Origin of the sequence: Raineya orbicola, assembly GCF_002843425.1 — a bacterium.
Classification (GTDB): Bacteria; Bacteroidota; Bacteroidia; order Cytophagales; family Thermonemataceae; genus Raineya; species Raineya orbicola.
Genome location: NZ_NKXO01000001.1, coordinates 34,496 through 59,989, shown reverse-complemented (window position 1 = coordinate 59,989; position 25,494 = coordinate 34,496). Strand labels below are relative to the sequence as shown.

General features: G+C 37.8%; 25 protein-coding genes. 14 read left to right on the top strand and 11 right to left on the bottom strand.

Features of this window, described 5'->3' with window-relative positions; translation table 11 throughout:
• Positions 1-61: 61 nt before the first annotated feature.
• Positions 62-1,372 carry an NAD(P)/FAD-dependent oxidoreductase gene (locus tag Rain11_RS00295; RefSeq protein ID WP_101357319.1) on the bottom strand — a complete coding sequence of 437 codons (1,311 nt, stop codon included), beginning with the start codon at positions 1,370-1,372 and terminating at the stop codon, positions 62-64.
• Between the two features lie 180 nt (positions 1,373-1,552).
• Between Rain11_RS00295 and Rain11_RS00290 the strand changes: the two genes are divergently transcribed.
• The 5 genes from Rain11_RS00290 to prfA all read left to right on the top strand — a co-directional run bounded on the left by Rain11_RS00290 (position 1,553) and on the right by prfA (position 5,538).
• Positions 1,553-2,707, top strand: a complete 1,155-nt coding sequence (locus Rain11_RS00290; RefSeq protein ID WP_101357318.1) for an SPOR domain-containing protein — start codon at positions 1,553-1,555, stop codon at positions 2,705-2,707.
• Position 2,708: 1 nt separating this feature from the next.
• Positions 2,709-3,041, top strand: a complete 333-nt coding sequence (locus Rain11_RS00285; RefSeq protein WP_101357317.1) for a DMT family protein — start codon at positions 2,709-2,711, stop codon at positions 3,039-3,041.
• A gap of 119 nt (positions 3,042-3,160) precedes the next feature.
• A complete protein-coding gene (locus tag Rain11_RS00280) occupies positions 3,161-4,069 on the top strand; it encodes a phosphate/phosphite/phosphonate ABC transporter substrate-binding protein (RefSeq protein ID WP_101357316.1) in 909 nt (302 codons plus the stop codon).
• Between the two features lie 70 nt (positions 4,070-4,139).
• Positions 4,140-4,379, top strand: a complete 240-nt coding sequence (gene rpmB / locus Rain11_RS00275; protein ID WP_101357370.1) for a 50S ribosomal protein L28 — start codon at positions 4,140-4,142, stop codon at positions 4,377-4,379.
• Between the two features lie 88 nt (positions 4,380-4,467).
• Positions 4,468-5,538: a peptide chain release factor 1 gene (prfA, locus tag Rain11_RS00270; RefSeq protein ID WP_101357315.1), complete on the top strand. Its 1,071-nt coding sequence runs from the start codon at positions 4,468-4,470 to the stop codon at positions 5,536-5,538.
• Positions 5,539-5,650: 112 nt separating this feature from the next.
• On the opposite strand, the gene hisD is transcribed toward prfA, so the two are convergent.
• Positions 5,651-6,922: a histidinol dehydrogenase gene (hisD, locus tag Rain11_RS00265; protein WP_101357369.1), complete on the bottom strand. Its 1,272-nt coding sequence runs from the start codon at positions 6,920-6,922 to the stop codon at positions 5,651-5,653.
• Between the two features lie 121 nt (positions 6,923-7,043).
• Between hisD and panB the strand changes: the two genes are divergently transcribed.
• A complete protein-coding gene (gene panB, locus Rain11_RS00260; RefSeq protein WP_101357368.1) occupies positions 7,044-7,862 on the top strand; it encodes a 3-methyl-2-oxobutanoate hydroxymethyltransferase in 819 nt (272 codons plus the stop codon).
• A gap of 43 nt (positions 7,863-7,905) precedes the next feature.
• Here the strand turns inward: panB and Rain11_RS00255 are convergent, their stop codons facing one another.
• From Rain11_RS00255 to Rain11_RS00245, 3 genes are all read right to left on the bottom strand, one after another.
• Positions 7,906-9,612, bottom strand: a complete 1,707-nt coding sequence (locus tag Rain11_RS00255; RefSeq protein ID WP_101357314.1) for an AMP-binding protein — start codon at positions 9,610-9,612, stop codon at positions 7,906-7,908.
• 34 nt (positions 9,613-9,646) lie between these two features.
• Positions 9,647-10,669, bottom strand: coding sequence for a tetratricopeptide repeat protein (locus Rain11_RS00250; RefSeq protein WP_101357313.1), 1,023 nt, complete (start codon positions 10,667-10,669; stop codon positions 9,647-9,649).
• A gap of 114 nt (positions 10,670-10,783) precedes the next feature.
• On the bottom strand, positions 10,784-13,027 hold the full coding sequence (locus tag Rain11_RS00245; protein WP_101357312.1) for an ATP-dependent helicase: 2,244 nt from the start codon (positions 13,025-13,027) through the stop codon (positions 10,784-10,786).
• A 139-nt stretch (positions 13,028-13,166) separates the two neighbouring features.
• Between Rain11_RS00245 and Rain11_RS00240 the strand changes: the two genes are divergently transcribed.
• From Rain11_RS00240 to Rain11_RS00230, 3 genes are all read left to right on the top strand, one after another.
• On the top strand, positions 13,167-14,027 hold the full coding sequence (locus Rain11_RS00240) for a peptidyl-prolyl cis-trans isomerase (protein WP_101357311.1): 861 nt from the start codon (positions 13,167-13,169) through the stop codon (positions 14,025-14,027).
• A 74-nt stretch (positions 14,028-14,101) separates the two neighbouring features.
• Positions 14,102-14,872 carry an NRDE family protein gene (locus Rain11_RS00235; RefSeq protein WP_101357367.1) on the top strand — a complete coding sequence of 257 codons (771 nt, stop codon included), beginning with the start codon at positions 14,102-14,104 and terminating at the stop codon, positions 14,870-14,872.
• A 10-nt stretch (positions 14,873-14,882) separates the two neighbouring features.
• On the top strand, positions 14,883-16,259 hold the full coding sequence (locus Rain11_RS00230; protein ID WP_101357310.1) for an exonuclease domain-containing protein: 1,377 nt from the start codon (positions 14,883-14,885) through the stop codon (positions 16,257-16,259).
• 62 nt (positions 16,260-16,321) lie between these two features.
• On the opposite strand, the gene recF is transcribed toward Rain11_RS00230, so the two are convergent.
• The 5 genes from recF to Rain11_RS00205 are packed head-to-tail and all read right to left on the bottom strand — an operon-like array spanning position 16,322 to position 20,495.
• On the bottom strand, positions 16,322-17,404 hold the full coding sequence (recF, locus tag Rain11_RS00225; protein WP_101357309.1) for a DNA replication/repair protein RecF: 1,083 nt from the start codon (positions 17,402-17,404) through the stop codon (positions 16,322-16,324).
• Entirely contained in the window at positions 17,404-18,189 is a 786-nt protein-coding gene (locus tag Rain11_RS00220) for a hypothetical protein (RefSeq protein ID WP_101357308.1), read from the bottom strand. Before Rain11_RS00220 ends, recF begins: the two co-directional genes overlap by 1 nt.
• Complete coding sequence (locus tag Rain11_RS00215) at positions 18,186-19,262, bottom strand: glycosyltransferase family protein (protein ID WP_101357307.1); 1,077 nt, start codon at positions 19,260-19,262, stop codon at positions 18,186-18,188. Before Rain11_RS00215 ends, Rain11_RS00220 begins: the two co-directional genes overlap by 4 nt.
• A gap of 22 nt (positions 19,263-19,284) precedes the next feature.
• On the bottom strand, positions 19,285-20,214 hold the full coding sequence (locus Rain11_RS00210) for an NAD(P)-dependent oxidoreductase (protein WP_101357306.1): 930 nt from the start codon (positions 20,212-20,214) through the stop codon (positions 19,285-19,287).
• Positions 20,211-20,495 (bottom strand): hypothetical protein, encoded by a 285-nt coding sequence (locus tag Rain11_RS00205; RefSeq protein ID WP_101357305.1) that lies wholly within the window; start codon positions 20,493-20,495, stop codon positions 20,211-20,213. Before Rain11_RS00205 ends, Rain11_RS00210 begins: the two co-directional genes overlap by 4 nt.
• A 129-nt stretch (positions 20,496-20,624) precedes the next feature.
• Between Rain11_RS00205 and floA the strand changes: the two genes are divergently transcribed.
• Positions 20,625-21,608, top strand: coding sequence for a flotillin-like protein FloA (floA, locus tag Rain11_RS00200; RefSeq protein WP_101357304.1), 984 nt, complete (start codon positions 20,625-20,627; stop codon positions 21,606-21,608).
• A gap of 47 nt (positions 21,609-21,655) precedes the next feature.
• Here the strand turns inward: floA and tatC are convergent, their stop codons facing one another.
• The gene (tatC, locus tag Rain11_RS00195) at positions 21,656-22,549 is read right to left on the bottom strand and encodes a twin-arginine translocase subunit TatC (protein ID WP_243390513.1); all 894 of its coding nucleotides are present in this window, start codon (positions 22,547-22,549) and stop codon (positions 21,656-21,658) included.
• Positions 22,550-22,623: 74 nt separating this feature from the next.
• Here tatC and Rain11_RS00190 point away from each other — a divergent pair, with 74 nt between their 5' ends.
• The 4 genes from Rain11_RS00190 to Rain11_RS00175 all read left to right on the top strand — a co-directional run bounded on the left by Rain11_RS00190 (position 22,624) and on the right by Rain11_RS00175 (position 25,477).
• Complete coding sequence (locus Rain11_RS00190; RefSeq protein ID WP_133121450.1) at positions 22,624-23,229, top strand: SPOR domain-containing protein; 606 nt, start codon at positions 22,624-22,626, stop codon at positions 23,227-23,229.
• Between the two features lie 18 nt (positions 23,230-23,247).
• The gene (locus Rain11_RS00185; protein WP_101357302.1) at positions 23,248-24,189 is read left to right on the top strand and encodes a YihY/virulence factor BrkB family protein; all 942 of its coding nucleotides are present in this window, start codon (positions 23,248-23,250) and stop codon (positions 24,187-24,189) included.
• 64 nt (positions 24,190-24,253) lie between these two features.
• On the top strand, positions 24,254-25,030 hold the full coding sequence (gene hisF, locus Rain11_RS00180) for an imidazole glycerol phosphate synthase subunit HisF (RefSeq protein WP_101357301.1): 777 nt from the start codon (positions 24,254-24,256) through the stop codon (positions 25,028-25,030).
• A 45-nt stretch (positions 25,031-25,075) separates the two neighbouring features.
• Positions 25,076-25,477, top strand: a complete 402-nt coding sequence (locus tag Rain11_RS00175) for an OsmC family protein (RefSeq protein ID WP_101357300.1) — start codon at positions 25,076-25,078, stop codon at positions 25,475-25,477.
• The last annotated feature ends 17 nt before the right edge of the window (positions 25,478-25,494 follow it).

Sequence of the window (25,494 nt, the reverse complement as noted above, 5' to 3'; positions counted from 1 at the left end):
GATGTATGTTTCTCTTACAGGCGAAATCATACCCCGTAAAAGATGATTTCGCTTGTAAAAATTATTGGGTATTTTCTTTATTGATATGATGCTCTTGGGTTCGTTGTGGTTCAATAATTAAACGATTACTTTTATCATAATTAAAATAACTGACGAGCCACTCCCAAAATACAAAAAAACGATTTCTAAAACCTACTAAAGCCATAAGATGTACAAATATCCATACTAACCAGGCAAAAAAGCCCTGAAATTTTGCAAAACTTAAATCTACTACGGCTTTATTTCTACCAACAGTAGCCATACTGCCTAAATCTTTATAGCGAAAAGGGATAAGTGAGTTTTCTTTTTTAGCTATTTTTTTGAAATTTTTGGCTAAGTTTTTGGCTTGTTGTATAGCGGGCTGAGCCAGCATAGGATGTCCTTTGGGGGTTTCAGGAGTAACTACACAAGCCAAATCTCCAATAGCAAAAATATTTTCATAGCCTTCAACTTGATTATAAGCGTTCGTTTTTACTCTTCCGTTGGGTAAAACTGCTTTTGCAATGCCTTCAATAGGATTACCCGCTACTCCTGCCGCCCATAAAAGAGTACGTGATATAATTTTTTCGCCGTTGCTTAATTCTACAACTTTGCCATCGTAGTTTTTTACAGCTACGCCCAAGTGAACTTTTACTCCCATTTCTTGTAAATATTTCAATGCTTTTTCAGAAGATTTTTCCGACATAGCTCCCAACACTTTAGGCGAGGCTTCTATAAGATGAATATCCATTTCTACAAAATTTAGCTCTCGGTAGTCAGTGGGAAACACGTGTTTTTTTAGTTCAGCTAATGCCCCTGCCACCTCTACTCCCGTAGGTCCTCCTCCTACTATTACGTAATCCATTAGACTATTACGTTCTTGCTCATCACTCACCAAAACTGCCTCTTCAAGATTTTTCAATATCTGATTGCGTAAGCGAATAGCATCTTCAATAGTTTTGAGAGCAAAAGATTTTTCCTGAATTTCTTTCATTCCATAGTAGTTTGTAGTTGCCCCCGTAGCTAACACCAAAAAATCATAGTATATCTCCCCAACTGAAGTTTCTATGAGTTGTTTTTCAGGAATAATTTTTTGTACTTCTGCTAAGCGAAATATGAAGTTATTTTGCTTACCAAAAGCCTTTCTAAAAGGGTAAATAATGGAAGAAGTTTCTAAACCCGAAGTAGCCACTTGATAAAGCAGTGGTTGAAAAGTATGATGATTGTGCCTATCAATCAATACTACTTGATAAGGTGCATTTTTAAGAGACTTTACTAACTCCAACCCCGCAAAACCACCTCCTACTATCACTATACGCGGAAAAGAGCTATTAGGTATTTGTGCTGATTTCATACTTTAAAATTTTTCTTGATAACGAAAGTAAAAATAGTTAAAATTAACCATAATTTCCTAAATTTCTATATTTTTTTCATAACTTTTTACCTAAAAAGTTTTTTTTGAAAAAAAAAACATATTTTTTTTGTTATTTTGATAAACAATCTATAAAATAGCAGTTTAATAAACCTTTGCTTTATGAATATTGGTGCTTATTTACGTGAAGTATTGCAAGACAATGAAGAGGTCGTTGTGCAAGATTTGGGCACTTTTCAGACTTCTTATGCCAGTGCTGAAATTCACCCTGCTACACACTTATTTTCTCCTCCTAATAAAAATATCAATTTCCATACAAAAACCAAAGCCTCCAACTTGGTTTTGGAGCATTACATTTCTCAAAAAGAAAGTATTCCCGTTGAGGAAGCCAAAGAGCAAGTCCGTAATTTTGTAAGTAACCTAAAAATGAATTTGGGTATAGAAAAGCGTATTGCATTGGAGAATTTAGGGGAACTGGTTTTGCAAGTAAATGATGAAATAGAATTCAAACAAAACAAACAAACTAATATTCTAAATGATAGCTTTGGCTTGCCTGAAATTTATGCCAAATTAGTTGATACAAAAGATGCGAGTAACAAATCGCAACCTTCTCCGCAAAGCTCTACCAAAAAAATTCAAGCCCCGCCCAAAGAAGAAGGCAAAAAGGCTTGGGGAACTATCGCCGCCATTAGCTCACTGGCTTTGGTAGTGGTGGCTGTTATTTATGTGGTAGCCATAGATAGCAGTTTGAACCCCTTTAACAAACTTTTAAGCAAAAAGAAAGAAGAACCCCCAAAAGAAGAAATCAAAAAGGAAGAAAACACCCTCTCGGATAATCAAAATGCTGAAAACAACATACAAGAACCACCCAAAGAACAAAACAATACCACCAAAAACAACGCTTCACAAGAAAATACATCAACGAAAACCACTAACGAAAATACTGCTGAAAATAAAACTATTGCAGAAACCAATACTCAAAATTCTGTAAATCAGCAAGAAACTGAAATAAAAACTGCTACCGAAACCAAACAAAACCAAGAAACTAAACCGCAAAGTGATGGTATTTTGGTAGAAGGGCGTAAAAATCAGTTTTTTGTTGTCATTGCAGGTTTTGGTAACCAAGCCAATGCCTATAAAAAAGCCCGAGAAACTAAAAAAATGGGCGTAGATAATGTAAGAGTCATTCCGCCTTTTGATGCTAAAAATCTGTATCGTGTGGTTGTAGGTGGCTACAATTCACGCCCCGAAGCAGATGCTAAATTAGAGGAAATCAAAAATGTATTAGGAATTGATGCTTGGATACTGAAATACTAAAATGCTACGCACCATTGTTCTGCTTTTGCTTTCCAATATTTTTATGACCTTCGCTTGGTATGGGCATCTGAAATTCAAAGAAACTGCCCTGTGGAAAGTGATTTTAGCAAGTTGGGGCATTGCTTTTTTGGAATACTGCTTACAAGTCCCTGCCAATCGCTACGGGCATCAATACTTTTCTGCCGCACAACTTAAAATTTTACAGGAAGTTATTACACTTGTAGTTTTTGCAGGATTTTCTATCTTTTACCTGAAAGAAGGTATCCGTTGGAACTATTTGGTAGCCTTTGGCTTAATTGTTCTTGCCGTGTTTTTTATGTTTAAGAAATGGTAAATTATACTTTTCTTTTTCTACTTACGCCTTTGCTATTACAACTCTCAAAAACATAATTTTGTTTGGTCAGTTTTTATATTGTTATTTTGTATCTTTGTAAAAGCTAAACTAAAATTTGTATGAAAAAAATTTCAACTTTTTTAGCCTTTGTGCTTTGGAATTGGGCTGTGGCTCAAAATGTTCCCAAAGAGTTGATAGTAGCGATTGGGCATACCAAAATGGATAAGCAAGGTGTGCAAGTAGATAAACCTCTGCAAGAATATTTACAGAAAAAATTGCAAATGCCAGTGAAAGTAATTTATCCGAAAAACATCTTTGAAATGCTTGAAAAAATAGATAGTGGTAAAATTCACGTGGTAGATATCAATCCTTTTGGGTATGTAATGGCTTCTTTGAACGGAAAGGTTGATGTCATTGCTATTCGGGGGGATAAAAATAAAAATTTAGAAACCTATAATAGTTGTTTGCTCGTCAATGCTAAATCGCAAGTAAAAACACTCTCCGACCTCAAAAAAATGGGTAGTAAGTTGGAGATGGCTTTTGTCAATGCTGCCTCTACTTCGGGACATTTAGTTCCTCGTTTGTACTTAAACTCTCAAAAAATTGATGCTGAAACAATTTTCAAAGATGTGAGTTTCAAAGGTACTCACGCCAACGTTATTGAACACCTCAGCAAGACAACTAATGCCGTAGGAGCCTGTGCATATAGCTTTTGGCAAGACCAAATCAATGCTGGCAAATATAAAAAAGAAGATTTCCGTATCCTTTGGATTTCCCCTGAAATTCCTCACGGACCGGTCGCTATTTTGAAAGAACTTGATGCTGGCTTCCGCCAAAAAGTACAAAACGCCTTTTTAGCCATTCCCGAAGAAGCTCCCGAACTTTGGAAAATGATTGTAAGCAACTGGAACGCCAAAGTGGAAAATGTTTCTTACATCAAAGGTGATGATAAAGCCTTTGATAATTTGCGTAAAATTACCAATGAAGCCGATGACCTCATTCTCATTTTGAACTTTTACAGAGATTAAAAATTTACGATTTTTTTTGGAAAAAATAAAAATTTCTTTTACCTTTGCGTTTCTAAAAATTGAAAAGGTTATGTCAAGAGTTTGCCAACTTACAGGAAAACGTCCCCGAGTAGGAAACAATGTTTCTCACTCCAACAATAAAACCAAAAGAAGATTTGATATCAATCTTCTCACTAAAAAGTTTTATTCTCCCGAACTCGGCGAGTGGATTACTTTGAAAGTTTCTGCTAAAGCCTTGCGTACTATCAACAAAAAAGGTATTGATGCAGTTATCAAAGAATCGGCAAAAAAAGGTACTTTACACGTTTAGCTTTTTAATTCCTTCACAAGAGAGCAAATCTACGCAAGGTTTGCTCTCTTGTGTTTTTTTCTATCGGAAGTCTTAAACTGCAAGTCATATGCTTGATAAGTTAGAAGCCATCAAAAACCGCTTTGATGAGGTAAGCCACCAAATTACCCTGCCTGAAACTATGGCAGATATGAAAAACTTTGCCAAACTCAACAAAGAATACAAAGATTTACAAAAAATTGTTGATAAATACAACGAATACAAACTCATTTTAGGCAATATTGAAAACGCCAAGCAAGTCATTGCTAACGAAAAAGATGAGGATTTTCGTGAAATGGCAAAATTGGAATTAGACGAACTTTTACCTAAAAAAGAACAAATTGAGGAAGAAATCAAAGTTTTACTCATTCCCAAAGACCCCAACGATAGCAAAAACGTAATTTTAGAAATTCGGGCTGGCACAGGCGGCGATGAGGCTTCGCTTTTTGCAGGTGATTTGCTGGAAATGTATCAACGCTTTGCCCAAAGCCAAGGTTGGACTTTTGAAATTTTAGACTACACCGAAGGCACCGTAGGAGGCTACAAAGAAGTGATTGTGAGCATCAAAGGCGAAGATGTGTATGGAAAAATGAAGTACGAATCAGGCGTCCATAGAGTGCAACGCGTACCCGCTACCGAAACACAAGGACGCGTACATACCTCCGCCGCTACCGTAATGGTACTGCCCGAAGCCGAAGAAGTAGATATTGAAATCAATCCTGCTGATATTGAAATGCAAACCTCACGCTCTGGAGGAGCAGGCGGGCAGAACGTAAATAAAGTTGAAACCAAAGTACAACTTACCCACAAACCCACAGGTATTGTAGTAGTTTGCCAAGTGGAGCGTTCCCAACACGCCAATCGTGAGCGGGCTATGCAAATGCTCCGTACCAAACTTTACGAAATAGAATTTGAAAAGCAAAATCAGGAGCTAATTCAGCAACGCAAATCACAGGTGCGTTCAGGCGACCGCTCCGAGAAAATTCGCACCTACAACTATCCCCAAAGCCGCGTAACCGATCATCGTATCGGTATGACTGTCTATAATCTTGATGCCGTTATGGCAGGCGATATTGGGCAATTTATTGAAGCTCTACGCCTTGCCGAAAACGCCGAAAAACTTAGCGAAGGTGTAAGCTAATTTCTTAAAAAAACAAATTTAGCCACGAATAACACGAATTAAACACAAATTAACATTCGTGCATTCGTGGCTTTTCCTTTCTTGAAAATATTAAAAATTTCAGAAATAAACGCTATGCCAATCTTATGGTTACGGCTCTTTTGTGGGCTTCTAATTGTTCGTTTTCAGCCATAATAGCGATGGTTTCACCGATATTCTGCAAACCTTTTTGCGTAATTTTCTGAAAAGTGATTTTTCTTACAAAACTATCTACCGAAACACCACTATACGCTTTGGCAAATCCGTTGGTAGGCAAAGTATGATTAGTGCCTGATGCATAATCTCCTGCACTTTCGGGAGTGTAATTGCCCAAAAACACCGAACCCGCATTGATGATTTTTTCTGCAACTTTTTCTGCATTTTTAAGAGCTAAAATCAAATGTTCAGGAGCATACAAATTGACTAAATCCAAAGCCTCATTAAACTTTTCTAAAACAATTATTCTACTTTGGGCAAGGGCTTTTTCGGCAATTTCATTGCGGGGCAAGGTGAGTAGTTGTTTTTGCACTTCTTGCCTTACTTTTTCAGCAACCTTCAACGAATGAGTAACTAAAATCACTTGGCTATCGGTGCCGTGTTCGGCTTGTGAGAGTAAATCGGCGGCAACAAAAGCAGGACGAGCCGTTTCATCAGCCCAAACCATTACTTCCGAAGGTCCTGCGGGCATATCAATCGCTACCCCATCGCGTGCTACTTGCTGTTTGGCAACGGTTACAAACTGATTGCCCGGACCAAAAATTTTATACACCTTCGGCACGCTTTCTGTACCAAATGCCATTGCTCCAATCGCCTGCACCCCGCCAATTTTGAAAATTTTATGCACTCCTACTTTCCAAGCCGAAAACAAAACAGCAGGGTGAATTTCTCCATTTCTGGCAGGCGTGCATAAAATCACTTCCTTACAACCCGCAATTTGAGCAGGTACGCCAAGCATAAGCACCGTAGAAAAAAGTGGAGCTGTTCCCCCAGGTATGTACAAACCTACTTTTTCAATGCCTACACTTTTCCGCCAACAGGTTACGCCTTGCATCGTTTGTACTTTCTTGGGTTTTTCAACTTGCTTTGCGTGAAATTTGTAAATATTTGCATAGGCTTGCTCAATGGCTTTGCGAAGTTTTTTATCAAGATTTTTAACAGCTTTCTGAATTTCTGCTTCACTTACGAGCAAATCACCGCCATAATTATCAAATTTCTGATTGAACTTGCGAACCGCTTTATCACCATTTTCACGCACTTCTTCTAATATACTTTCTACGCTTGCAACAATATCGCTGTAAAGAGCCGTAGGACGTTGCAATAGGGTTTCCCACTGCTTACGAGCAGGATTCTGAATAATATTTAGCATAGCCGATAGGTTTTGAACAGATTGCAAAAATACAGATTTTGTAAAAAAACTTTTGAAAAACATTTTTTTCTGCGAAAAATTTTTCAATTTTGAAAAATGCACTCCAAATTTTTTCTGCATTATGTCAGTTCATTCAGAAATTAAAAAGGTAACTACGCATAAGCTCTTGGAAATGAAACACAAGGGCGAAAAAATATCTATGCTCACCGCCTATGATTACTCACTTGCCAAAATTGTTGATGAAGCAGGTATTGATATTATTTTAGTAGGCGATAGTGCTTCCAACGTTATGGCGGGCTACGAAACTACCTTACCCATCACCCTTGACCAAATGATTTATCACGCCGCCAGTGTAGTGCGAGCCGTGAAAAGGGCTTTGGTAGTAGTAGATTTACCCTTTGGCTCGTATCAGGGCAATTCCAAAGAGGCTTTGCAATCTACCATTCGCATTATGAAAGAAACAGGCGGACACGCTATCAAAATGGAAGGGGGGGCAGAAATTGGAGAGTCTATCACACGCATATTGAGTGCAGGCGTGCCTGTAATGGGGCATTTAGGACTTACCCCACAATCCATTTACAAGTTCGGAACTTACAACGTCCGAGCCAAAGAAGAAGCCGAAGCTAAAAAACTTTTAGAAGATGCAATGCTTCTGGATAAATTAGGCTGTTTTGCTTTGGTTTTGGAGAAAATCCCTGCAATGCTCGCTAAACAAGTAGCTGAAAGCGTAAGTATTCCTGTCATAGGTATTGGGGCAGGTCCTTACGTAGATGGGCAAGTGCTTGTACTTCACGATATGTTAGGTATCAATAAGGATTTCAGTCCTCGTTTCCTTCGCCGCTATGCCGATTTGAATAGCATCATTCATCAAGCCGTAGAGAAATATATTGAGGACGTAAAAAACAAAGATTTTCCCAACGAAAAAGAGTCTTATTTTTAAGCAAAAAACTTCGCTAGTAGGCGAAGTTTTTTGCGTGAAACACCTATGAACTTGTACCTGTCTTGCTCTGTGTTTCCAATTGAGCTTTGAGTTCATCTTTAAGTACCTTACGCAAAATTTTACCCACGTTGGATTTAGGCAATTCATTACGAAACTCTATATCACGAGGCTGTTTGTAGCCTGTTAGGTTTTCTTCGCAATATTTACGCAGTTCTTGTTCTGTGAGGCTTTCGTCTTTTTTTACCACATAAATTTTTACTCTTTCAGTGGCTTTGGCATCAGGCACGCCAATAGCGGCAACTTCCAAAACTTTGGGGTGTCCTGCAACCACATCTTCTACTTCATTAGGATAGACATTAAAGCCTGAAACCAAAATCATATCTTTCTTTCTATCTACAATTTTGAAAAAGCCATCAGGTTGCATTACGCCAATATCTCCTGTTTTGAACCAACCATCTTCTGTAAAGACTTTGGCAGTTTCATCAGGACGATTCCAATAGCCGAGCATCACATTAGGACCTTTGGCACAGATTTCACCTGCCTCACCCATAGGTACTTCTCTGCCATCTTCATCAATAAGTTTCAAATCTACATTCGGCAAAGGAATACCGATAGTTCCGATTTGCTCGGTGCCGTCAATAGGGTTGCAGGTAAGTACAGGTGAAGTTTCGCTCAATCCGTAGCCTTCGGCTACTGCAATACCTGTGAGTTGCTTCCATTTTTCGGCTACAGGTTTCTGCATAGCCATACCCCCTGCTACAATGGTTTTTACACCACTCCAATTGATTTTTTTGAAATCGGGGTGGTTCATCATACCAATAAAGAGCGTATTCAGCCCCGTCATCACGGTAAAGCGGTTTTTGATAAGCTCTGCCAAAAAGCCTTGCATATCACGAGGGTTGGCGATAAGAATATTTTTAGCCCCAATGGCAATCATTGAAAAGCAATTTACCGTAAGGGCAAAAACGTGATACAAGGGTAAAGGCGTAACAATAACTTCCTGACGCTCTACCAATTTAGGTGCCATCCACGCCTTAATTTGCATCATATTGGCAATAATATTGCGATGTGTGAGCATTGCCCCTTTGGAAACCCCTGTTGTTCCACCTGTGTATTGCAAGAATGCAATATCCTGCGAAGCAATTTCAGGACGTTTGTAAGGATTTTTTGCTCCTAAACTCAATGCTTTACCAAAAGGAATAGCGTTGGGAATATTGAAAGGAGGCACCATTTTTTTCTTATGCTTCACTACGTAATTCACGATTTTTCCCTTCAAAAAGCCCAACATATCCCCTACTTCCGTAACAATAACGTGCTTGATATTGGTATGAGGGAGAGTTTTCTCCAAATTGCTTGCAAAGTTGGCAAGTATGATAGTTGCTTTTACATCAGCGTCTTTGTATTGATGCTCCATTTCACGCACCGTGTACTGCGGATTGACATTCACCGCTGTACAACCTGCCCTTAAAATACCGAACAAAGCCACAGGGTACTGCATTATATTGGGCATTTGCAAACCTACTTTATCACCTTTTTGCAAGCCCAAACTTTGCAAGAAAGCCGCAAAATCCCGCGATTTTTTATCTACTTCTTTGTAGGTAAGCACTTTGTCCATAAACTGATAAGCAGGTAAATCTGCAAACTTCTGAAAATGCTCTTCCAAAAAAGCTACAAGCGAAGGGTAAGCATCAGGATTGATTTCCTTAGGTACTCGTGAGGGATAGCTTTTGAACCATACTTTTTCTTCCATAAAATTTATTGTTTTGAGGTTAATAAGCAAAATTTTACAAATTTCTCATCAAAAGTTCGGCTACAATAATATAACGCTGTGGCTTGGGAATATCAGTAAGATACATTACTGCTTCTGAAAATTTGTCTTTCCCTTTCAGTTCAGTAATTTCTACATCGTTTTTACTGATTTTGATTTTGTTTTCTTTGCGTTTGATTTCATAAGGATTGCGGTTTTCTTCGTTATTGGAAATCTTAATTTTATCGCCTGCTAATTTTATTTTCCAAAGCAAAGTTTGCCCATCGGGTGTGCGAACTTTGAAACCATCGGAGTCTTTGGCTTTTACTTCTGCTATGTTAGTTCCTTGTGCATCGGTGTATTTATTTTTTTCTGCGGATTTAGTTTTCCCTTTAAGCAAAGTACCCTCATAATGAATAATCATTTCCGAACCTGCACGCTCAAAAGTTGCACTTTCGCCGTTTGCATTTGTATAGGAAACAATATTATTTGTATTGGAATAGTTTGGTTGAAGAGTTTGCTCCGTTTTAGCAGGGGTGTTGTTAGAACCTTTGGACGAAGGAGACATTATCCAATACCCTAAAAGCCCTAAAACTGCCAGAAAAACCACTAAACCTACTATTTTCCCCAATTGAAGTTCTTTTTTAGGCTTGTAACGAACAGAACGTAGCAGTTCCATTGCTTTTTGGTCTTGGGGATTTTTGAGAATTGCCAAAGAGGCAAACTCCTCACTTTTCTTTTTGTAAGAAGGAATATTTGTTTGAATGTATTTCATTCCATAGGCTTGGGCAAGCAGACTAATTGTTTCGGCATCATCAGGTTCAAGATTGTAAGCGGTTTCAAGCAGGGCGATGGCATCATCACTTTGCTGATGATTGAGCAAACCTTTTGCCGATTCAAGCATTTTCTTTCTTTCTTCCTCTACTGCCTCAAAATCATCATCACTCATACCCAATTCTCGGGCAATTTCTTTCAAATCTGATTTCTGGTTTTCACGCTCTCGGCGTTCTTTGAGCCTCATCATTTCTTTGATGTAGGCATCTACTCTTTCATTATCCATACAAAAATCAAAATACGTTTAGGATAGCGAAAAGTAAAAAATTTTTCTTACACTCCAAGTCAAATGTAAGAAAACTTTACGATAAATCAATATAAAATTCTAACAAACAAATACTTATCCGTGTACTTTCAGTTTTGCAAAACTTAGAAGTAAAGTTTTTTCGCCTACTTCATCAAATTTGATACGTGCTTTTCGTTCTTTTTCTTCGCCTTGTATTTCTAAAACCAATCCAAAACCAAATTTCAAATGTTCTACACGCATACCTGGTGCAAGGTAAGTAGTATCGCTGGGTTTGAAATCGGGCGAGGGTTTGTAAGTGGTTTTATTTGTTTGAGCCGTAGTAGCTTGCAAAGAGTTCAGAAAGTTTTTCACCGCTATTCTATCACTTACCGAAGCCGAAGGAATAATCGTTTTTTTCTGTTTAATGCAACGAGGGTCAATTTCATCAAGAAAGCGGCTGGGTTCGCAGTCTTTAATTCTACCAAAACGATAGCGAGAAGTTGCATAGGTAAGCGTTAATTTCTCCTCTGCTCTGGTAATAGCCACATAAAAGAGTCTTCTTTCCTCTTCCAACTCAGCCCTACTGCCAATCATCATTTGCGAAGGGAAAAGATCTTCCTCCATTCCTACCACAAAAACGTGCTTAAATTCCAGACCTTTCGCCGAGTGGATAGTCATTAGAGTTACAGCATCTTTTTTGTCCTCTTCGCTTTCAGGCTCATCTGCATTGGTAAGCAAAGAAACTTCCTGTAAGAACGCCCCCAAACCTTTATCCGTATTTTCAGGGTTATCTACAAACTCCTTGATACCATTCAAAAGTTCTTGCACGTTTTCGTAACGGGCTAATCCTTCAATGGATTTATCTTCGTAAAGTTCTTTGAGCAATCCTGAATTTTTAGCAATTTCCATTGCGGCATCATAGGCGTTTTTTTGCTCAATAGCAATTTTGAAACTCTTGATAAGTGTCGCAAAAGTATCCAAAGCCAATGCCACCCTTCCGCCAATGTATTTGAAAGCATTGCAAAGCACGTCCCAAATGGAAATTTTATGTTCATCTGCAATGACTACTATGCGAGCAATGGTAGCATCTCCTACGCCCCGTTTGGGTAGATTGATAATTCGGCGAAAAGCCTCTTCATCGTTCTGATTGAGTGCAAAACGAAAATAAGCAATTAAATCTTTGATTTCTTTACGTTGGTAGAAAGAAAGCCCCCCTACTACTTTATAGCGAATATTCAGTTTGCGAAGAGCCTCTTCAAAAGTACGAGACTGAGCATTAGTTCGGTAAAGGATTGCGAAATCGCTATTTTTGCGTTTTTTCTGCATTTTCTCCTCAAAAATATTTTGTGCCACCATACGAGCTTCTTCGGCATCGGAAGTAGCTTTGAGCAGTTCTATGGCTTCACCTTCGGAATTGGCTGTCCAAACATTCTTTTTGAGTTGGGCTTGGTTTTTGGCAATAACCGAATTGGCGGCTTGTACAATGGTTTTGGTAGAACGATAATTCTGCTCCAAACGCACTGTTTTCAGATTGGGGTAATCCCTTTCAAAATTCAAGATATTTTGAATATCTGCTCCACGGAAAGCATAAATGCTTTGGGCATCATCACCTACTACGGCAATATTCTGATGTACTGCCGCGAGCTTGCGAGTAATGAGATATTGCGAAACATTCGTATCCTGAAACTCATCTACCATTACGTAACGAAACTTGTGCTGGTATTTATTCAGCACGTCCAGATGATCGCGAAAAAGTACGTTGGTATTGAAAAGCAAATCATCAAAATCCATTGCATTGGCTTTGAAAAGCCTTTCTTGATAAATTTGATAAATTCTGCCGATTTCAGGTCTTTGGCAACTTTCGTCATCGGCTCGGTAAATGGGGTTGTTGTTGTACTCACGATACGAAACAAGTCTATTTTTTGCCCCCGAAATACGAGAAAACACCGTAGCAGGCTTGTAGAGTTTATCATCAAGGTTGAGTTCCTTAACAATGTTCTTGATAAGATTCTTGGAGTCTTCGGTATCGTAAATGCTAAAATCGCGTGTATAGCCTAATCTATGCCCCTCTATGCGTAAAATTTTGGCAAAAACCGAGTGGAAAGTTCCCATCCAAATATTTTTGGCTTCGTGTCCTACCACTTTTTCAATGCGTTCTCGCATTTCATTAGCGGCTTTGTTGGTAAAAGTGAGTGCCAAAATTTGATAAGGATCTACTCCGTGATAAATCAAATGAGCAATTCTGTACGTAAGTACACGTGTTTTTCCTGAACCTGCCCCTGCGATGATCATCAGCGGTCCTTCGGTATGAATAACGGCTTGGCGTTGGGGTTCATTCAATCCTTCGAGGTATTCCATTTTTACTAAATTTTTCTGCAATTTATGCAGATTTACTATTTTTTACAAAAGAAGTTTGCTGGTAAGCATTTGCATAAAGAGCAAATATAACTAATTTTGAAACCCGTTACTAATTACCAAACATAAAAATACTTTCAAAATGAAATATTGGCTTCATATTTGGCGACTTCATATGTTTGTTTTTTTTCTATTTGCCTGCGGCGAAAAAAAAGAAACTCCCAAAGGGAAAAAACTCGCCCAAGTAGGCAATCAGGAACTATTTTTTATAGAAGTAAAATCTGCAATGCCCAACAAAATGAATTCCCAAGATAGTACTGAATTTGTAGAAAGATATATTGACAATTGGATTCGTAAGCAATTGCTTTACCAAAAAGCCGAAAAAGAAGTAAAAATAGATGAGCAAGAATTGCAAAAACGTTTAGACGAATACCGCTTCGCATTGCTCACACACGAATTTGAAAAACAATATGTCGCTAAAAAGTTTTCGGATACCATTACGGAACAAGAAATCAAAGATTTTTACGAAAAAAACAAACAAGAGTTTGAACTTCGGCAAAATATCGTGAAGGCTATTTTTATCAAGGTGGCTAAAAATGAAAAAGACAATGAAACAATAAAAAAAATAATGCTTTCTGAAAAAAGCGAAGACCGAAACGAACTTGTGCGGTTTTGTAATGAAAAAGCCATTTCTTACTATTTGCAAGATACTCTCTGGGTAGATTTTGATGAACTCACCAAACTCACTCCTTTTGAAAGCATACCCAATAAAGTGAATTTTCTGAAAAACAATAAAATTTCGCAGATGCAAGATGGGGAGTTTTCGTATATTTTGGCTATCAAGGACTATAAAATTTCAGAACAGATTTCACCTTTGGAGTTTGTTCGCGAGCGTATCAGAAGTATGATTCTTAACCAAAGAAAAACCTTGCTTATCAAGCAGTTAGAAGATGAACTCTACAAAGAAGCTCAAAAAAACAAGTCATTCCAAATTTTCAAGTAAATGCCCTTTTGTATTTGGATTTTTGTTTTTTTTTTTACAAATTACAAACTACAAATTACCAACCCATTTGTGCTATGTGTTTGCTGATTTTTGCTTTGAATCATCACCCCGACTACAAGTTGGTTTTACTTGCCAATCGAGATGAGTTTTATGCTCGCCCAACGGCTAAAGCTCACGAATGGGATTGTGCAAGTAAAGTGATTGCAGGCAAAGATTTGCAAGCAGGGGGAACTTGGTTAGGTATTGATAAAAAAGGGCGTTTTTCAGCTATTACCAACTACCGAGACCCTAAAAATATCAAAACCCAAGCCCCCAGTCGCGGGGAACTTGTCCAAAATTATCTGCTTTCGCAAACAGACCCACTCAAATATATGTTTCAAGTGCAATTTAACGCTCAAAGTTTTAATGGATTCAATCTGCTTGTAGGCAACCGAGAAGATATTTTTTACTATTCCAACTATGCCAAAAGTATTCAGAAAATTGGTGACGGCATACACGGCTTAAGCAATCACTTGCTCAATACGTATTGGTACAAAGTAAGTTTAGGTAAAGAAAAATTAGAAAATTACCTCAATCAGAATAATAGGCTAAATATTGATGATTTACTTGGCATTTTGGAAGATGAAAGTTTGCCCGCCGAAGAGCATTTTATTCAACAAACTGGCTTGCCCTTTGAACAAGAAAAAATGCTTGCTCCTATGTTTATCCGCAGCGAACATTATGGAACTTGTGCCTCCACTATACTGCTTTGGGATATTAACGACAAAATCACCTTTGTAGAAAAAAGCTACCTATACGGAAAGCCCGATAGTATTCAAAAATTTTCATTTGTGGTAGAAGTTTAAGGTTTTAGTAATGTACGCAATTGTAGATATAGAAACCACAGGAAGCAAACCCGATTACGATAAAATTATAGAAATAGCGATTTATCTGCACGACGGCGAAAAAATTGTTGATGCTTTCTGCTCACTTATCAATCCTGAACGCTACATTCCTGATTTTATTACCAAACTCACAGGTATTAGCAACGAAATGGTAACTAATGCCCCGAAATTTTATGAAATTGCCAAAAAAGTTGTGCAATTTACCGAAGGGCATATTTTTGTTGCCCACAATGTACAATTTGACTATTCTTTCCTGAAAAATGAATTTCGTAGTTTAGGCTACAACTATCAGCGTCAGACCCTCTGCACGGTACGTTTGAGCCGAAAGCTCATTCCCCATCTGCCCTCCTACTCACTTGGCAGACTTTGCGAGAGTTTAGGAATAAAAATCCACGAACGCCACCGAGCCAAAGGCGATGCCGAAGCTACTGCTAAATTGCTTACTCGTTTGGTGCAAATCAACCGCTCTCACGTAGAAAGCGACATTATTGAGGCTGAAATTAAATTCCCAACACTCCCCCCCAAAATTACACAAGAACAAGTCGCCAATTTGCCCGAAGAAACGGGTGTTTATTATTTTCACGATGAAAAAGGCTCTGTAATTTACATAGGTAAAAGTCGCAATATTCGCAAACGCATAGCCTCACATTTTCAACTTTTCAGCAAAAACCGCAAACATTACGCCCTCAAAGAAACCATTGCAGATATTAGCTACGAAATTACAGGAAGCGAATTAGTGGCTTTACTGCTGGAGTCGGCAGAAATAAAAAAATATAAACCTCGTTTCAATAAAGCTCAAAGACGAGATAATTACAATCACGGCATTTTTGTTCGCAAAAGTAGTGAAGGGTATTTGCATCTATACGCCGATAAAATTAAGTCTGAAAAAATGCCTATTTATTTCACAGAAAGCAGTGTAATAGCAAGACTTATTATTGAAAAATATCAACAAAAATTCAAACTTTGTAAAAAACTTTGTGATATGTACCGCCACGCAGGAGCTTGTTTTGGCTATCGTGTAGGCGAATGTGCAGGGGCTTGCGTAAGCCAAGAGCCATTTGAAGAATACAACAAGCGAGTTGAACAAGCAATAGCCCAGTTAAGCCAGTTCAGAAAACCTAATTTTTGCATTGTTGGCAAAGGTAGAAAACATACAGAAAAATCTTTGGTTTGGGTAGAAAATGGCTTGTATTGGGGTTTTGGCTTTATTGATAGCGAAGTTTTAGCAGAGCTGAAAAGCATACACGAAGCCAAAAGTTTTACACAAAAACAGCCCGATACCAAAGATGCCCAAAAAATTATTCGGCAATACTTAGAAACCTCACAAGACGAAATAATTTATTTTTAGTTGGTCAATATTGCCACAAATGCACAAATAAAAATTTCTGTTCAATTCGTAATATTCGTGGCTTAATCAAATATTTCAATTTTCTGCCAATTTTTAAGAACAGGAATTTGTTCCAAGCGTTTGGGATTTGCTTCGGTAAGCAAAACTTGTCCAAAAGGATTTTGCATAACTTTCTGCAAAAGCTGAAAAGTACGTGTTTCGTCCAATTTATCCAGAATATCATCAAGCAAAAGAATAGGAGTAATTTGTAGATTTTCTTTCAGGAACTCAAAAACTGCCAATTTCAAGGCTATCACAAAAGTTTTTTGCTCTCCCTGCGAACCAAATTTCTTGATAGGATTGGCATTGAGCATAAATACAAAATCATCTTTGTGTATTCCAACGGAAGTACGCCGCAAAGCAATATCTTTTTCCAAAGATTGGCGAAAAATTTCCTCAAAATCGCTCTGCAAGCAATTCGTTTCGTATGAAATTTCTGCATTTGCGTCTTTTTGAGCCATTTCAGCATAATTTTTCTGCAAAAGCGGAGCTAAACTATTTGCAAAATCTTGCCTTTTTTGGGCAATTTTTTGGTTTAAGGGGGAAAGTTGATAGTTATACACCTCTAAAAGTTTGTAGGCAGAAGTAGGAAAAGGATTTTGAGAAAGCAAACTATTGCGTTGTTTGAGCAAATAATTGTATTGCGATAGTGCTTGCAAATAGACTTTATCTGTCTGACAAAGAATAGTATCAGCAAAGCGTCTGCGTTCTTCGCTACCTTCACGTATGAGGTCGGTATCGTTGGGGGCAATCATTATCACGGGGAAACGTCCAATATATTCGGCAAGTGTAGGAAAAGCATAATCATCAAGAATAAAACGTTTGCGTTCAGGTGGAGCATAGATAGCTGTAAGTTTGTGTAAAGTTTCATTTTCCTGAAAGGTGGCATCAACGCGACAAAAATTTTCATTCTGTAAAATAAGTTGCCTATCGCTATGAAAAGCACTTTTGGTAAGTGAAAGAAAATAAATAGCATCTAAAAGGTTCGTTTTGCCAATACCATTTCTGCCAAATATAAGTGTGTGCGAAGCGTCAAAGGTAAATTCCCGCTTGGGATAATTTTTGAAATTATGTAATGAAATTTCACGAATCGCAAGATGTTTCATCAGAGTAAAACTATACGTTCTCGTTTGAAATTGATGTATTCATAATCTCGGTGCAAGGTGATAAGTATTTGATTTCCATCTACAATTTTGGAGCTTACATCAATACCAAATAAAAAAGGCTTACAAATGGGTTTTTTGGGAAAACGATGCTTACGTATTTTTTCTATACAAGGCGGGATATAAAGTTCGTGTTTTTCTTGGGCATACAAAGGTTTTGAAAGTCTCCTTACTATTTCAATCCAATAATTTTGAGCTTTTTTGGAGATTCTAAATTTCTGACTTTTGGTTTCGTCTTTGGGGTTTGCTACAAGTTCTGCTGAATATAAATCCAAATTAAAAAGATAACTATAATGCAACCAAAGTTCTACATCAAAGCTCTTATTGTATTTTATCAAACGGAATTTATCGTCAAAATCAAAGTAAAAATTTTGGATTTCAAGCTCTTGACGGGGTTTTTCTAAAAGCTCTAAACTACCACAATTTGTAGAAAACTTACATTTCCAAATGATTTGTTTTTTCTTACCAAGATATATTTTTCCTAAACCCGCACTTTTGAAGGCGATAGTTTTATCCAAAGCATAATCAGGAAAGTCTATAAACTGAAAAATTTTTCGCTGAAAAAATTGATAATTTGCAAAAGAAAGCAGGATATTTCTACCTTTGGGCGTTTGAATACGTATATCAAAAAAGCCTTCTGCTGTACTCCAGAGCGTAAGTAGTTTATTATGCTTTTTAAGCAATTGAATAAGTTTTTTTCGTAGAGCTTTGCGTATTTCGGTAGTCATAGAATTTTTTCCAAACTTTCTACAAACATTTTAGGGGCTTTTTGCACCCATTCACGCATTTGTGTAGTGGGCTGGTAGGTTTCTAAATATTTCAAAAAAGGCGTGATATTGAAATTTTTGCTTACAATGCCTGCCCCTGCTTTTTGGGCATCCAGAGCGTTGCAACTTTGTTCAAATTGTCCTTCTACTGGCACCATCATTACAGGTTTGCCCAAATACATTGCCTCGCAAACTGATTCAAAACCTGCCGTTGTAACTACCCCCCTGCAAGTTCGCATTTTTTCCAAAAATTTTGTATCACTGATTTGATGAAAAGTCAGGTTTTCGCTAAAATGTTCAACTTCGGGGGCATTTTTTCTATCCCAAAAACACTCTAATTTTACATCAGGATTTTGCTTGTGCCAAGCGATAATATCATCTCCGTAGCCATCATTATTCACATAACACAGAATAAAATTTTGTGTTTCAGGCGTAAGCGAAAGCACTTCTTTGCGAAGCAAAGGAGGAACTACCCTAATATTCTTGAAATCAGCAAGATAAGGAGCAAAAGAAAGAGCTAATTTGAGCTTTGCTTTATGTGCCGTAAGATTGGTATTGAGGTTGAGCAAAAATTTTTCTACTTTATGTCCTTGGGGATACTCAAATTGGGGGTGTTGTAAAAAAAACTGATGCCCTACCACTACCATAGGAGCAGGGGCTTTATGAAATAGATTGTAAAAACCCGCCAAAAGGTCATAGAAGTTGATAATTACATCAGGCTGATATTGCTGATAGTAAGCTGAAAGTTCTCGCATACTTGCTAAAAAAATACGGGTTTTGAGCAAGTTGTAGGCAATGGTTTTTCCTATCAGTATGCTACGATTGTTGCTATCTTTTACAAAATTGGGACTTTCAAAATAATGCAAAGGGGCTTGCATTTTTGTAATAAAAAAGTCAGGAATTTTCCTGTAACTTTTGCCAACTAATACAGCCACCACCTTGTGCCCTGCGTTATGCAAAATATCTTGCAAAGCAAGAGCCTGCGTGAGATGACCTCTGCCTTCGCCTTGTACAACAAATAAAAATTTTGCCATAAATGGTTGAAGTTTGATATTTTTACTGGTTGAGATATTTCAATATTTTTTCTGCAAGCACCTGACTAATTTTTAGATACGACTCTTTTGTCCAGCCTGCTACGTGAGGTGTAAGAATTACATTCGGCATAGAAACCAATTTCTGAAAGGTCTCTTCTTGCTTGGGAGAAAGGGTATCTAATTTTTCATTTTCCAAAACATCTAACCCTGCCCCTAAAATTTTGCCACTTTCCAAAGCATTTACAATAGCTTCTAAATCAGCTACTTCACCTCTTGCTGTGTTGAGCAACCAAAAAGGTTTTGAGCAACCCTCAATAAATGCCTGATTGAGCATTTTTCGGCTTTGCTCATTGAGCGAAACGTGCAAAGAAATTACATCAGCTTCTTGTTGGATATGCGATAGAGCCGTCATTTGAGCATAATTATCTGCTTTTTCGGGATTTCTATCAAAGCATAAAATTTTTACGCCCAAATTGCTCAACCTTCTGGCAAAAGCCTTTCCTGTATGCCCATAGCCAATGATACCAATAGTTTTGCCTTGCAGTTCTGTACCCCTGTTAGCTTCTCTTCGCCAAATTTTTTGTTTTACCTGTAAATCAGCGGTGTGGATTTTATTCATCAAAGAAAAGAGCATACCCAAACAATGCTCGGCTACGGCATCGCAGTTGGCTTCGGGAGCGTTGATAAGATGAATTTTCTGCTTTTCTGCAAAATCTACATCAATATTATCAAGCCCTGAACCTGCCCTTACAATGAGTTTGAGTTGCGGATTTTGACTTAAAATAGCCTTGTTCAGGTGTATTTTGCTACGAATAACAATTGCCTCAAAATCTTGCAAACGTTCTGCAATCTCTTGGGGCAAAATTGTAGGTTCGTAGCTATATGAAATGTTTTTTTGCTCAAAAACATCAATCAGAAGAGGGTGTAAATCATCAACAATAAGAAAATTCATCGGATTTTGAAGCACTCGTCCAAAAGTTTGTTTTCACCTGCTTTTCCTACGGCATTAGGGCTATCGAAATAGCTTTGAGCTTTTTCTGCCATACACTTACAAAGCTCGGCTACATCGGTGCCTGCGGCTTTGATTGCCTCATCTTTCTTGTACTTTTCAGTGCAATTTTCTACAAATTTAGCTTTATCTTTATCATTCCAATCCCCTTTCTGACTTTTTTCTTCTTTACTGCCTCCGCAAGCAGTGAGCAAAATCAATGAAAATGCAAATATTTTTTTCATATCTTCTTTTTTTGCAAAACTAACAATTTGCTTTATTTTTGTAAAAAAATGCTTAAAAATTTTGTTTTTGCTTGTAAAAAGTTATAGTTTGCGAAATAAAATAAACTAAAACCTAAATCAGTTTAAGTTATGAATTTTGAAAACTCATTTTTTGTTTTCCTCATCGCAGGAATTATCGGTTTTTTTATTTTTTTGTATTTCGTACCTGTAAATTTATGGGTTACGGCGTTATTTTCAGGCGTTCCGGTTGGGCTTTTGCGTCTGATATTTATGCGTATTCGCCGTGTACCTCCACGTGCCATTGTGGAATCTTTAATTACAGCTCACAAAGCAGGTATTCAGGTAACCGCCGATGATTTGGAAACGCACTATTTGGCGGGTGGAAATGTACAAAATGTAATTCGTGCCCTGATTTCAGCCGATAAAGCAGGTTTAGACCTTTCTTTCCGACAAGCTACTGCTATTGATTTGGCAGGTAGAGATGTTTTTGATGCCGTACAAGTATCTGTAAATCCACGTGTTATCAATACGCCTAACGTTACAGCTGTTTCCAAAGATGGCATTCAACTTGTTGTGAAGGCTCGTATTACCGTGAGAGCCAACCTTCAGCAACTTGTCGGAGGAGCAGGCGAAGATACTATTTTAGCACGTGTAGGCGAAGGTATCGTAACTTCTATTGGCTCAGCAGAAAATCATCAAATGGTTCTTGAAAATCCTGATGCAATTTCAAAAGTTGTACTGGCTCGTGGCTTGGACGCAGGTACAGCCTTCAAAATTCTCTCCATTGATATTGCAGATATTGATGTAGGCGAAAACATTGGAGCGAAGCTTCAAATAGACAAAGCCGCCGCCGACTTGAAAATTGCAGAAGCCAAAGCCGAAGAACGCCGTGCTATGGCAGTTGCCTTTGAGCAAGAAATGAAAGCCAAAGCCCAAGAAGCTCGTGCCAGAGTGATTGAAGCTGAAGCCGAAATTCCTAAAGCCATTGCCGAGTCTTTCAAATCAGGGAATTTGGGGATTATGGATTACTACCGAATGAAAAATATCATTGCTGATACCAAAATGCGAGATTCTATTGCAGGAAATCCTGATACGATTTCGGATAAAGACTAATTATCAAAACCAAAGGGTTTCACCAAAAATGAAACCCTTTGGTTTTTTCACTCCAACATTTGGTCTAAACGAGGTGCAGGGGTTTGTGGCGAAATAACCTGTGTATATTGAATTTCTTGTGCTTTTTCTAGTTCTTTTTCGCTCTTTTCCACCCGAGCGACAATAAAAATACTTGCCTCATACAGCACATACAAAGGCAAAGCTACAATGAGTTGCGAAAAAATATCCCCTGTGGGTGTAATAATTGCCGCAAGTATCAGCACCCCCACAATGCTATGACGACGATAACTCCGCATAAACGAAGCCGTTAGCAAACCTACTTTCCCCAAAAAATACGCCACCATAGGTAGTTGAAACATCAAGGCACTAATCAGTGTAAGCCACGTAACAATAGAAACATAACTATGTAAATCAAATTCAAGATTAGGATTGATACGTGAGGAAATCTTGTAAGTAGCTAAAAAATTAACAGAAATTGGTGTGAGAATAAAATAGCCAAATAAAACCCCTACCACAAAAAGCAAAGCAATATAAAAAACTACTCCTTTTGTAGCTTTTAACTCTTTTTCATATAAAGCAGGTTTTACAAAACGCCATATTTCCCAAACGATATACGGAAAGCCTAAAACCAAACCTATTACAATTGCCGAAGTAATATGCGTCATAAATTGCCCTGTAATGGTAAAATTCACAAAATTCAGATTAACTCCTACGCACAAGCCTTCGGAGCCAAGCCAACGACCCAATTCGCACATTTTACGATACGTCCAGAAATCTGCTTTGGCAGGACCGAATAATACCTCTTCAAAAATAAATTCAGTAAATCCGAAGGCTACAATCATCAATACCACCACCACAATTACAGAACGAACAAGGTGCTTACGAAGCACCTCCAAATGCTCTAAGAAAGTCATTTCGCTTTTTTCCGCTTTACTCGCCATTGAATAAAAATTTTTCGCAAAATTACAGATTTTTCAAAGAAAACCGCTATTTTTGTGAAAAGTCTTTTAGCTCTATGAAAAAAATTATTTTTTCGCTCACTTTATGTATGGCTATGGGCAGTGTTTTTGCCCAAAAAAATAAAAAAGAAACTGCAATCACTTTTTCAGATTCTATTGAGCAATACCTACCCACTTATCAGTATCAAAAGCCCGTTTTCAAAGGCAAACAGGAAATTTACGAAGTTGTTAGAAACATTGAAAATACTAATCTGCCTGATTCTGCACTGAATTTCAATTATGCTATTACTGCAAGCCTGAATAAAACTTTAGACTATCGCCCCGAAGAGGTTACGGTAAAATTGGAAAAGCCCGGCTTCCGAGTGCAAGTGTATGCAGGCAAAGATCGCGACGAAGCCCAACGCATTCGGGGTATGTGCTTGAATATGAAATTTGATGACCAAGCCTATCTGCATTACGACCGCCCCAATTATCGCGTAAAAGTTGGTGATTTTCTCACACGCGAAGACGCTCGCGAGCTATACCGACAGCTCAAAAAGCGTTTCCCCGAAGCCATTATAGTCCCTGATATTGTAACCGTTGTAAAAAAAGCAACTCCTGATGAACTCATTATGCTCCGTAAAAAAGAAGCCGAAGAGAAATTCAAAAAGGGACAAAAATAAACAAAACATAAAAGCTCAATGTTTCAAAGCTTTCTTCGCAAATATGTAGTTAGCAAGAAATGGTTTATTCGTCTGGACAATTGGCTTTCAACTTGGCACATAGGCAGTTCCATTCAAGTGCCTTTTTACACTTTTGGAAAAATTTTACTCAAAAATCTACTTAACAACGATTTACATATTCGGGCAAGTTCAGTGGCTTTTAGCCTTACGCTTTCTTTATTTCCATTTTTACTTTTCTTGCTCACGCTCATTCCCTATACCCCACTGGATTACCAACAAGTAATGAGTTTTGCTCGTTACAATATTCCCAAAGAAATTTTTCATTTCGTGGAAACTACTATTAGTGATATTCTTTCTAACAAACGTACTGACTTGCTTTCGGTGAGCTTTCTTTTTACACTTTACACAGCCACCAACGGAATGTCGGCACTGATTGAATCTTTTAATAAAACTTTTTTATATGCCGAAAAACGTAGCTTTTGGCAACAAAGATTGATAGCTTTATACCTTACGGGTATTATTTCTTTCACTTTTCTTTTCGCTGTTGTCATTCTGATTGGCAGTCGTTTTGCCCTGAAAGCACTTCTCAAATGGGGATTTCTGAATGATGATTTTTTATGGTGGCTCTTGGTAATTTCTAAATACATCATTGCTTTTTCCGTTTTTTTCTTTGTCATTTCGTTGATTTATTACATTGCTCCTGCAAGCCACGATAGGTGGCGTTTTATTTCCATAGGTTCTATTTTCACTTCTATCAGTGCCATACTTACTACCAACCTTTTTTCATTTTATTTAGAAAATTTTGCAAGCTATAACAAACTCTATGGCTCTATCGGAACGCTCATTGCCCTTATGCTATGGATTTATTTACTCTCATTTTTGCTCATTTTAGGCTTTGAACTCAATGCCAGTTGGCTGGAAGCCAAAAAAACTACTTACGATTTTCAAAAAATTGAATAGGTAAATATTCATTTTTGGAAAAATCACTTGGCTTCGCTATTTTTGCAGGGCTAAAAATTTTCAAATGCACACTAAACGAATAATTCCCTGTTTGGATATCAAAGACGGCAGAACCGTAAAAGGTGTAAATTTTGTTAATCTTATTGACGCAGGCAATCCCGTAGAACTTGCCCAAAAGTACGCCCAAGCAGGAGCAGATGAACTCGTTTTTTTAGACATCAATGCCACTATTGAAAACAGAAGTACGCTCATCAGTTTAGTAAAAGAAATTGCCTCTGTGCTAAATATTCCCTTTACGGTAGGAGGAGGAATTGGTAGCAAATCAGATGTATATGCCCTTTTACAAGCGGGTGCCGATAAAATTTCTATCAATTCGGCGGCAGTTCGCAATCCTAATCTTATAGATGAACTTTCTCAAGAATTTGGCTCACAATGTATTGTTGTAGCCATTGATACCAAAAGCATAGCAAGCACGCACTACGTTCATACACACGGGGGCAGAAAAGCTACTAATGTACCAACTTTATCTTGGGCAAAAGAAGTTTTTCAGCGAGGTGCAGGGGAAATTCTACTTACCTCTATGGATGCCGATGGCACAAAGCAAGGTTTTGATTTACCCATTACTGCCCAAGTTGCCGAAAGTGTTGCTATTCCTGTAATTGCTTCGGGAGGAGCAGGCAGTAAAAACGATTTTTTGAATGTTTTCCGAGAAGGCAAAGCCGATGCGGCACTGGCGGCAAGTGTATTTCATTTTGGTGAAATTTTGATTGGTGAGCTAAAAAACTTTTTAAGTCAAAATAACGTTTCTGTGAGGAAATCAGACACAAACATAAAACCTTGAACCTTAAAACTTCAAGCCCCCGCCAAACTCAAAACTCCAAACAATATGGAAAAAGTACAAGCTATTTTAGAAAATGAAGACTACGTAGTAACTATTCAGAATGGCAAACATACCATTATTTCAGATGAGCCAGAAAATCTTGGCGGCAAAGATAAAGGTATGAACCCCCACGAATTGCTTTGTGCGAGTTTAGCTTCTTGTACGCTGGCTACCTTGCGTATGTATGCAGAACGCAAAAATTGGAAATTAGGTACTATTATCATAGAAATAAATTTCAAGGAAATTGGCGAAAATGGTGCGAAAAAAGCTCATTTCCTTCGCCATATTCGTTTTGAAAAATCTTTGAGTAGTGAGCAAAGAGAACGGCTTAAACACATTGCCGATGCCTGCCCTGTTTCTAAAATTCTGAAATCAGGAGAAAATATCATTGAAACGTACATTGCCTAACTTTTTTCAAAATCTCA

Excerpts from the sequence above, each read along its gene's own strand:
- Rain11_RS00175 (WP_101357300.1), top strand. The coding sequence starts at position 25,076 with ATGGAAAAAGTACAAGCTATTTTAGAAAATGAAGACTACGTAGTAACT.
- Rain11_RS00235 (WP_101357367.1), top strand. The coding sequence starts at position 14,102 with ATGTGTTTGCTGATTTTTGCTTTGAATCATCACCCCGACTACAAGTTG.
- floA (WP_101357304.1), top strand. The coding sequence starts at position 20,625 with ATGAATTTTGAAAACTCATTTTTTGTTTTCCTCATCGCAGGAATTATC.
- Rain11_RS00185 (WP_101357302.1), top strand. The coding sequence starts at position 23,248 with ATGTTTCAAAGCTTTCTTCGCAAATATGTAGTTAGCAAGAAATGGTTT.
- recF (WP_101357309.1), bottom strand. The coding sequence starts at position 17,404 with ATGAAACATCTTGCGATTCGTGAAATTTCATTACATAATTTCAAAAAT.
- prfA (WP_101357315.1), top strand. The coding sequence starts at position 4,468 with ATGCTTGATAAGTTAGAAGCCATCAAAAACCGCTTTGATGAGGTAAGC.
- Rain11_RS00295 (WP_101357319.1), bottom strand. The coding sequence starts at position 1,372 with ATGAAATCAGCACAAATACCTAATAGCTCTTTTCCGCGTATAGTGATA.
- Rain11_RS00285 (WP_101357317.1), top strand. The coding sequence starts at position 2,709 with ATGCTACGCACCATTGTTCTGCTTTTGCTTTCCAATATTTTTATGACC.
- Rain11_RS00290 (WP_101357318.1), top strand. The coding sequence starts at position 1,553 with ATGAATATTGGTGCTTATTTACGTGAAGTATTGCAAGACAATGAAGAG.
- Rain11_RS00245 (WP_101357312.1), bottom strand. The coding sequence starts at position 13,027 with ATGGAATACCTCGAAGGATTGAATGAACCCCAACGCCAAGCCGTTATT.
- Rain11_RS00215 (WP_101357307.1), bottom strand. The coding sequence starts at position 19,262 with ATGGCAAAATTTTTATTTGTTGTACAAGGCGAAGGCAGAGGTCATCTC.
- Rain11_RS00190 (WP_133121450.1), top strand. The coding sequence starts at position 22,624 with ATGAAAAAAATTATTTTTTCGCTCACTTTATGTATGGCTATGGGCAGT.
- Rain11_RS00250 (WP_101357313.1), bottom strand. The coding sequence starts at position 10,669 with ATGGATAATGAAAGAGTAGATGCCTACATCAAAGAAATGATGAGGCTC.
- hisF (WP_101357301.1), top strand. The coding sequence starts at position 24,254 with ATGCACACTAAACGAATAATTCCCTGTTTGGATATCAAAGACGGCAGA.
- rpmB (WP_101357370.1), top strand. The coding sequence starts at position 4,140 with ATGTCAAGAGTTTGCCAACTTACAGGAAAACGTCCCCGAGTAGGAAAC.
- panB (WP_101357368.1), top strand. The coding sequence starts at position 7,044 with ATGTCAGTTCATTCAGAAATTAAAAAGGTAACTACGCATAAGCTCTTG.
- Rain11_RS00220 (WP_101357308.1), bottom strand. The coding sequence starts at position 18,189 with ATGACTACCGAAATACGCAAAGCTCTACGAAAAAAACTTATTCAATTG.
- Rain11_RS00280 (WP_101357316.1), top strand. The coding sequence starts at position 3,161 with ATGAAAAAAATTTCAACTTTTTTAGCCTTTGTGCTTTGGAATTGGGCT.
- Rain11_RS00255 (WP_101357314.1), bottom strand. The coding sequence starts at position 9,612 with ATGGAAGAAAAAGTATGGTTCAAAAGCTATCCCTCACGAGTACCTAAG.
- hisD (WP_101357369.1), bottom strand. The coding sequence starts at position 6,922 with ATGCTAAATATTATTCAGAATCCTGCTCGTAAGCAGTGGGAAACCCTA.
- Rain11_RS00210 (WP_101357306.1), bottom strand. The coding sequence starts at position 20,214 with ATGAATTTTCTTATTGTTGATGATTTACACCCTCTTCTGATTGATGTT.
- Rain11_RS00205 (WP_101357305.1), bottom strand. The coding sequence starts at position 20,495 with ATGAAAAAAATATTTGCATTTTCATTGATTTTGCTCACTGCTTGCGGA.
- Rain11_RS00230 (WP_101357310.1), top strand. The coding sequence starts at position 14,883 with ATGTACGCAATTGTAGATATAGAAACCACAGGAAGCAAACCCGATTAC.
- Rain11_RS00240 (WP_101357311.1), top strand. The coding sequence starts at position 13,167 with ATGAAATATTGGCTTCATATTTGGCGACTTCATATGTTTGTTTTTTTT.
- tatC (WP_243390513.1), bottom strand. The coding sequence starts at position 22,549 with ATGGCGAGTAAAGCGGAAAAAAGCGAAATGACTTTCTTAGAGCATTTG.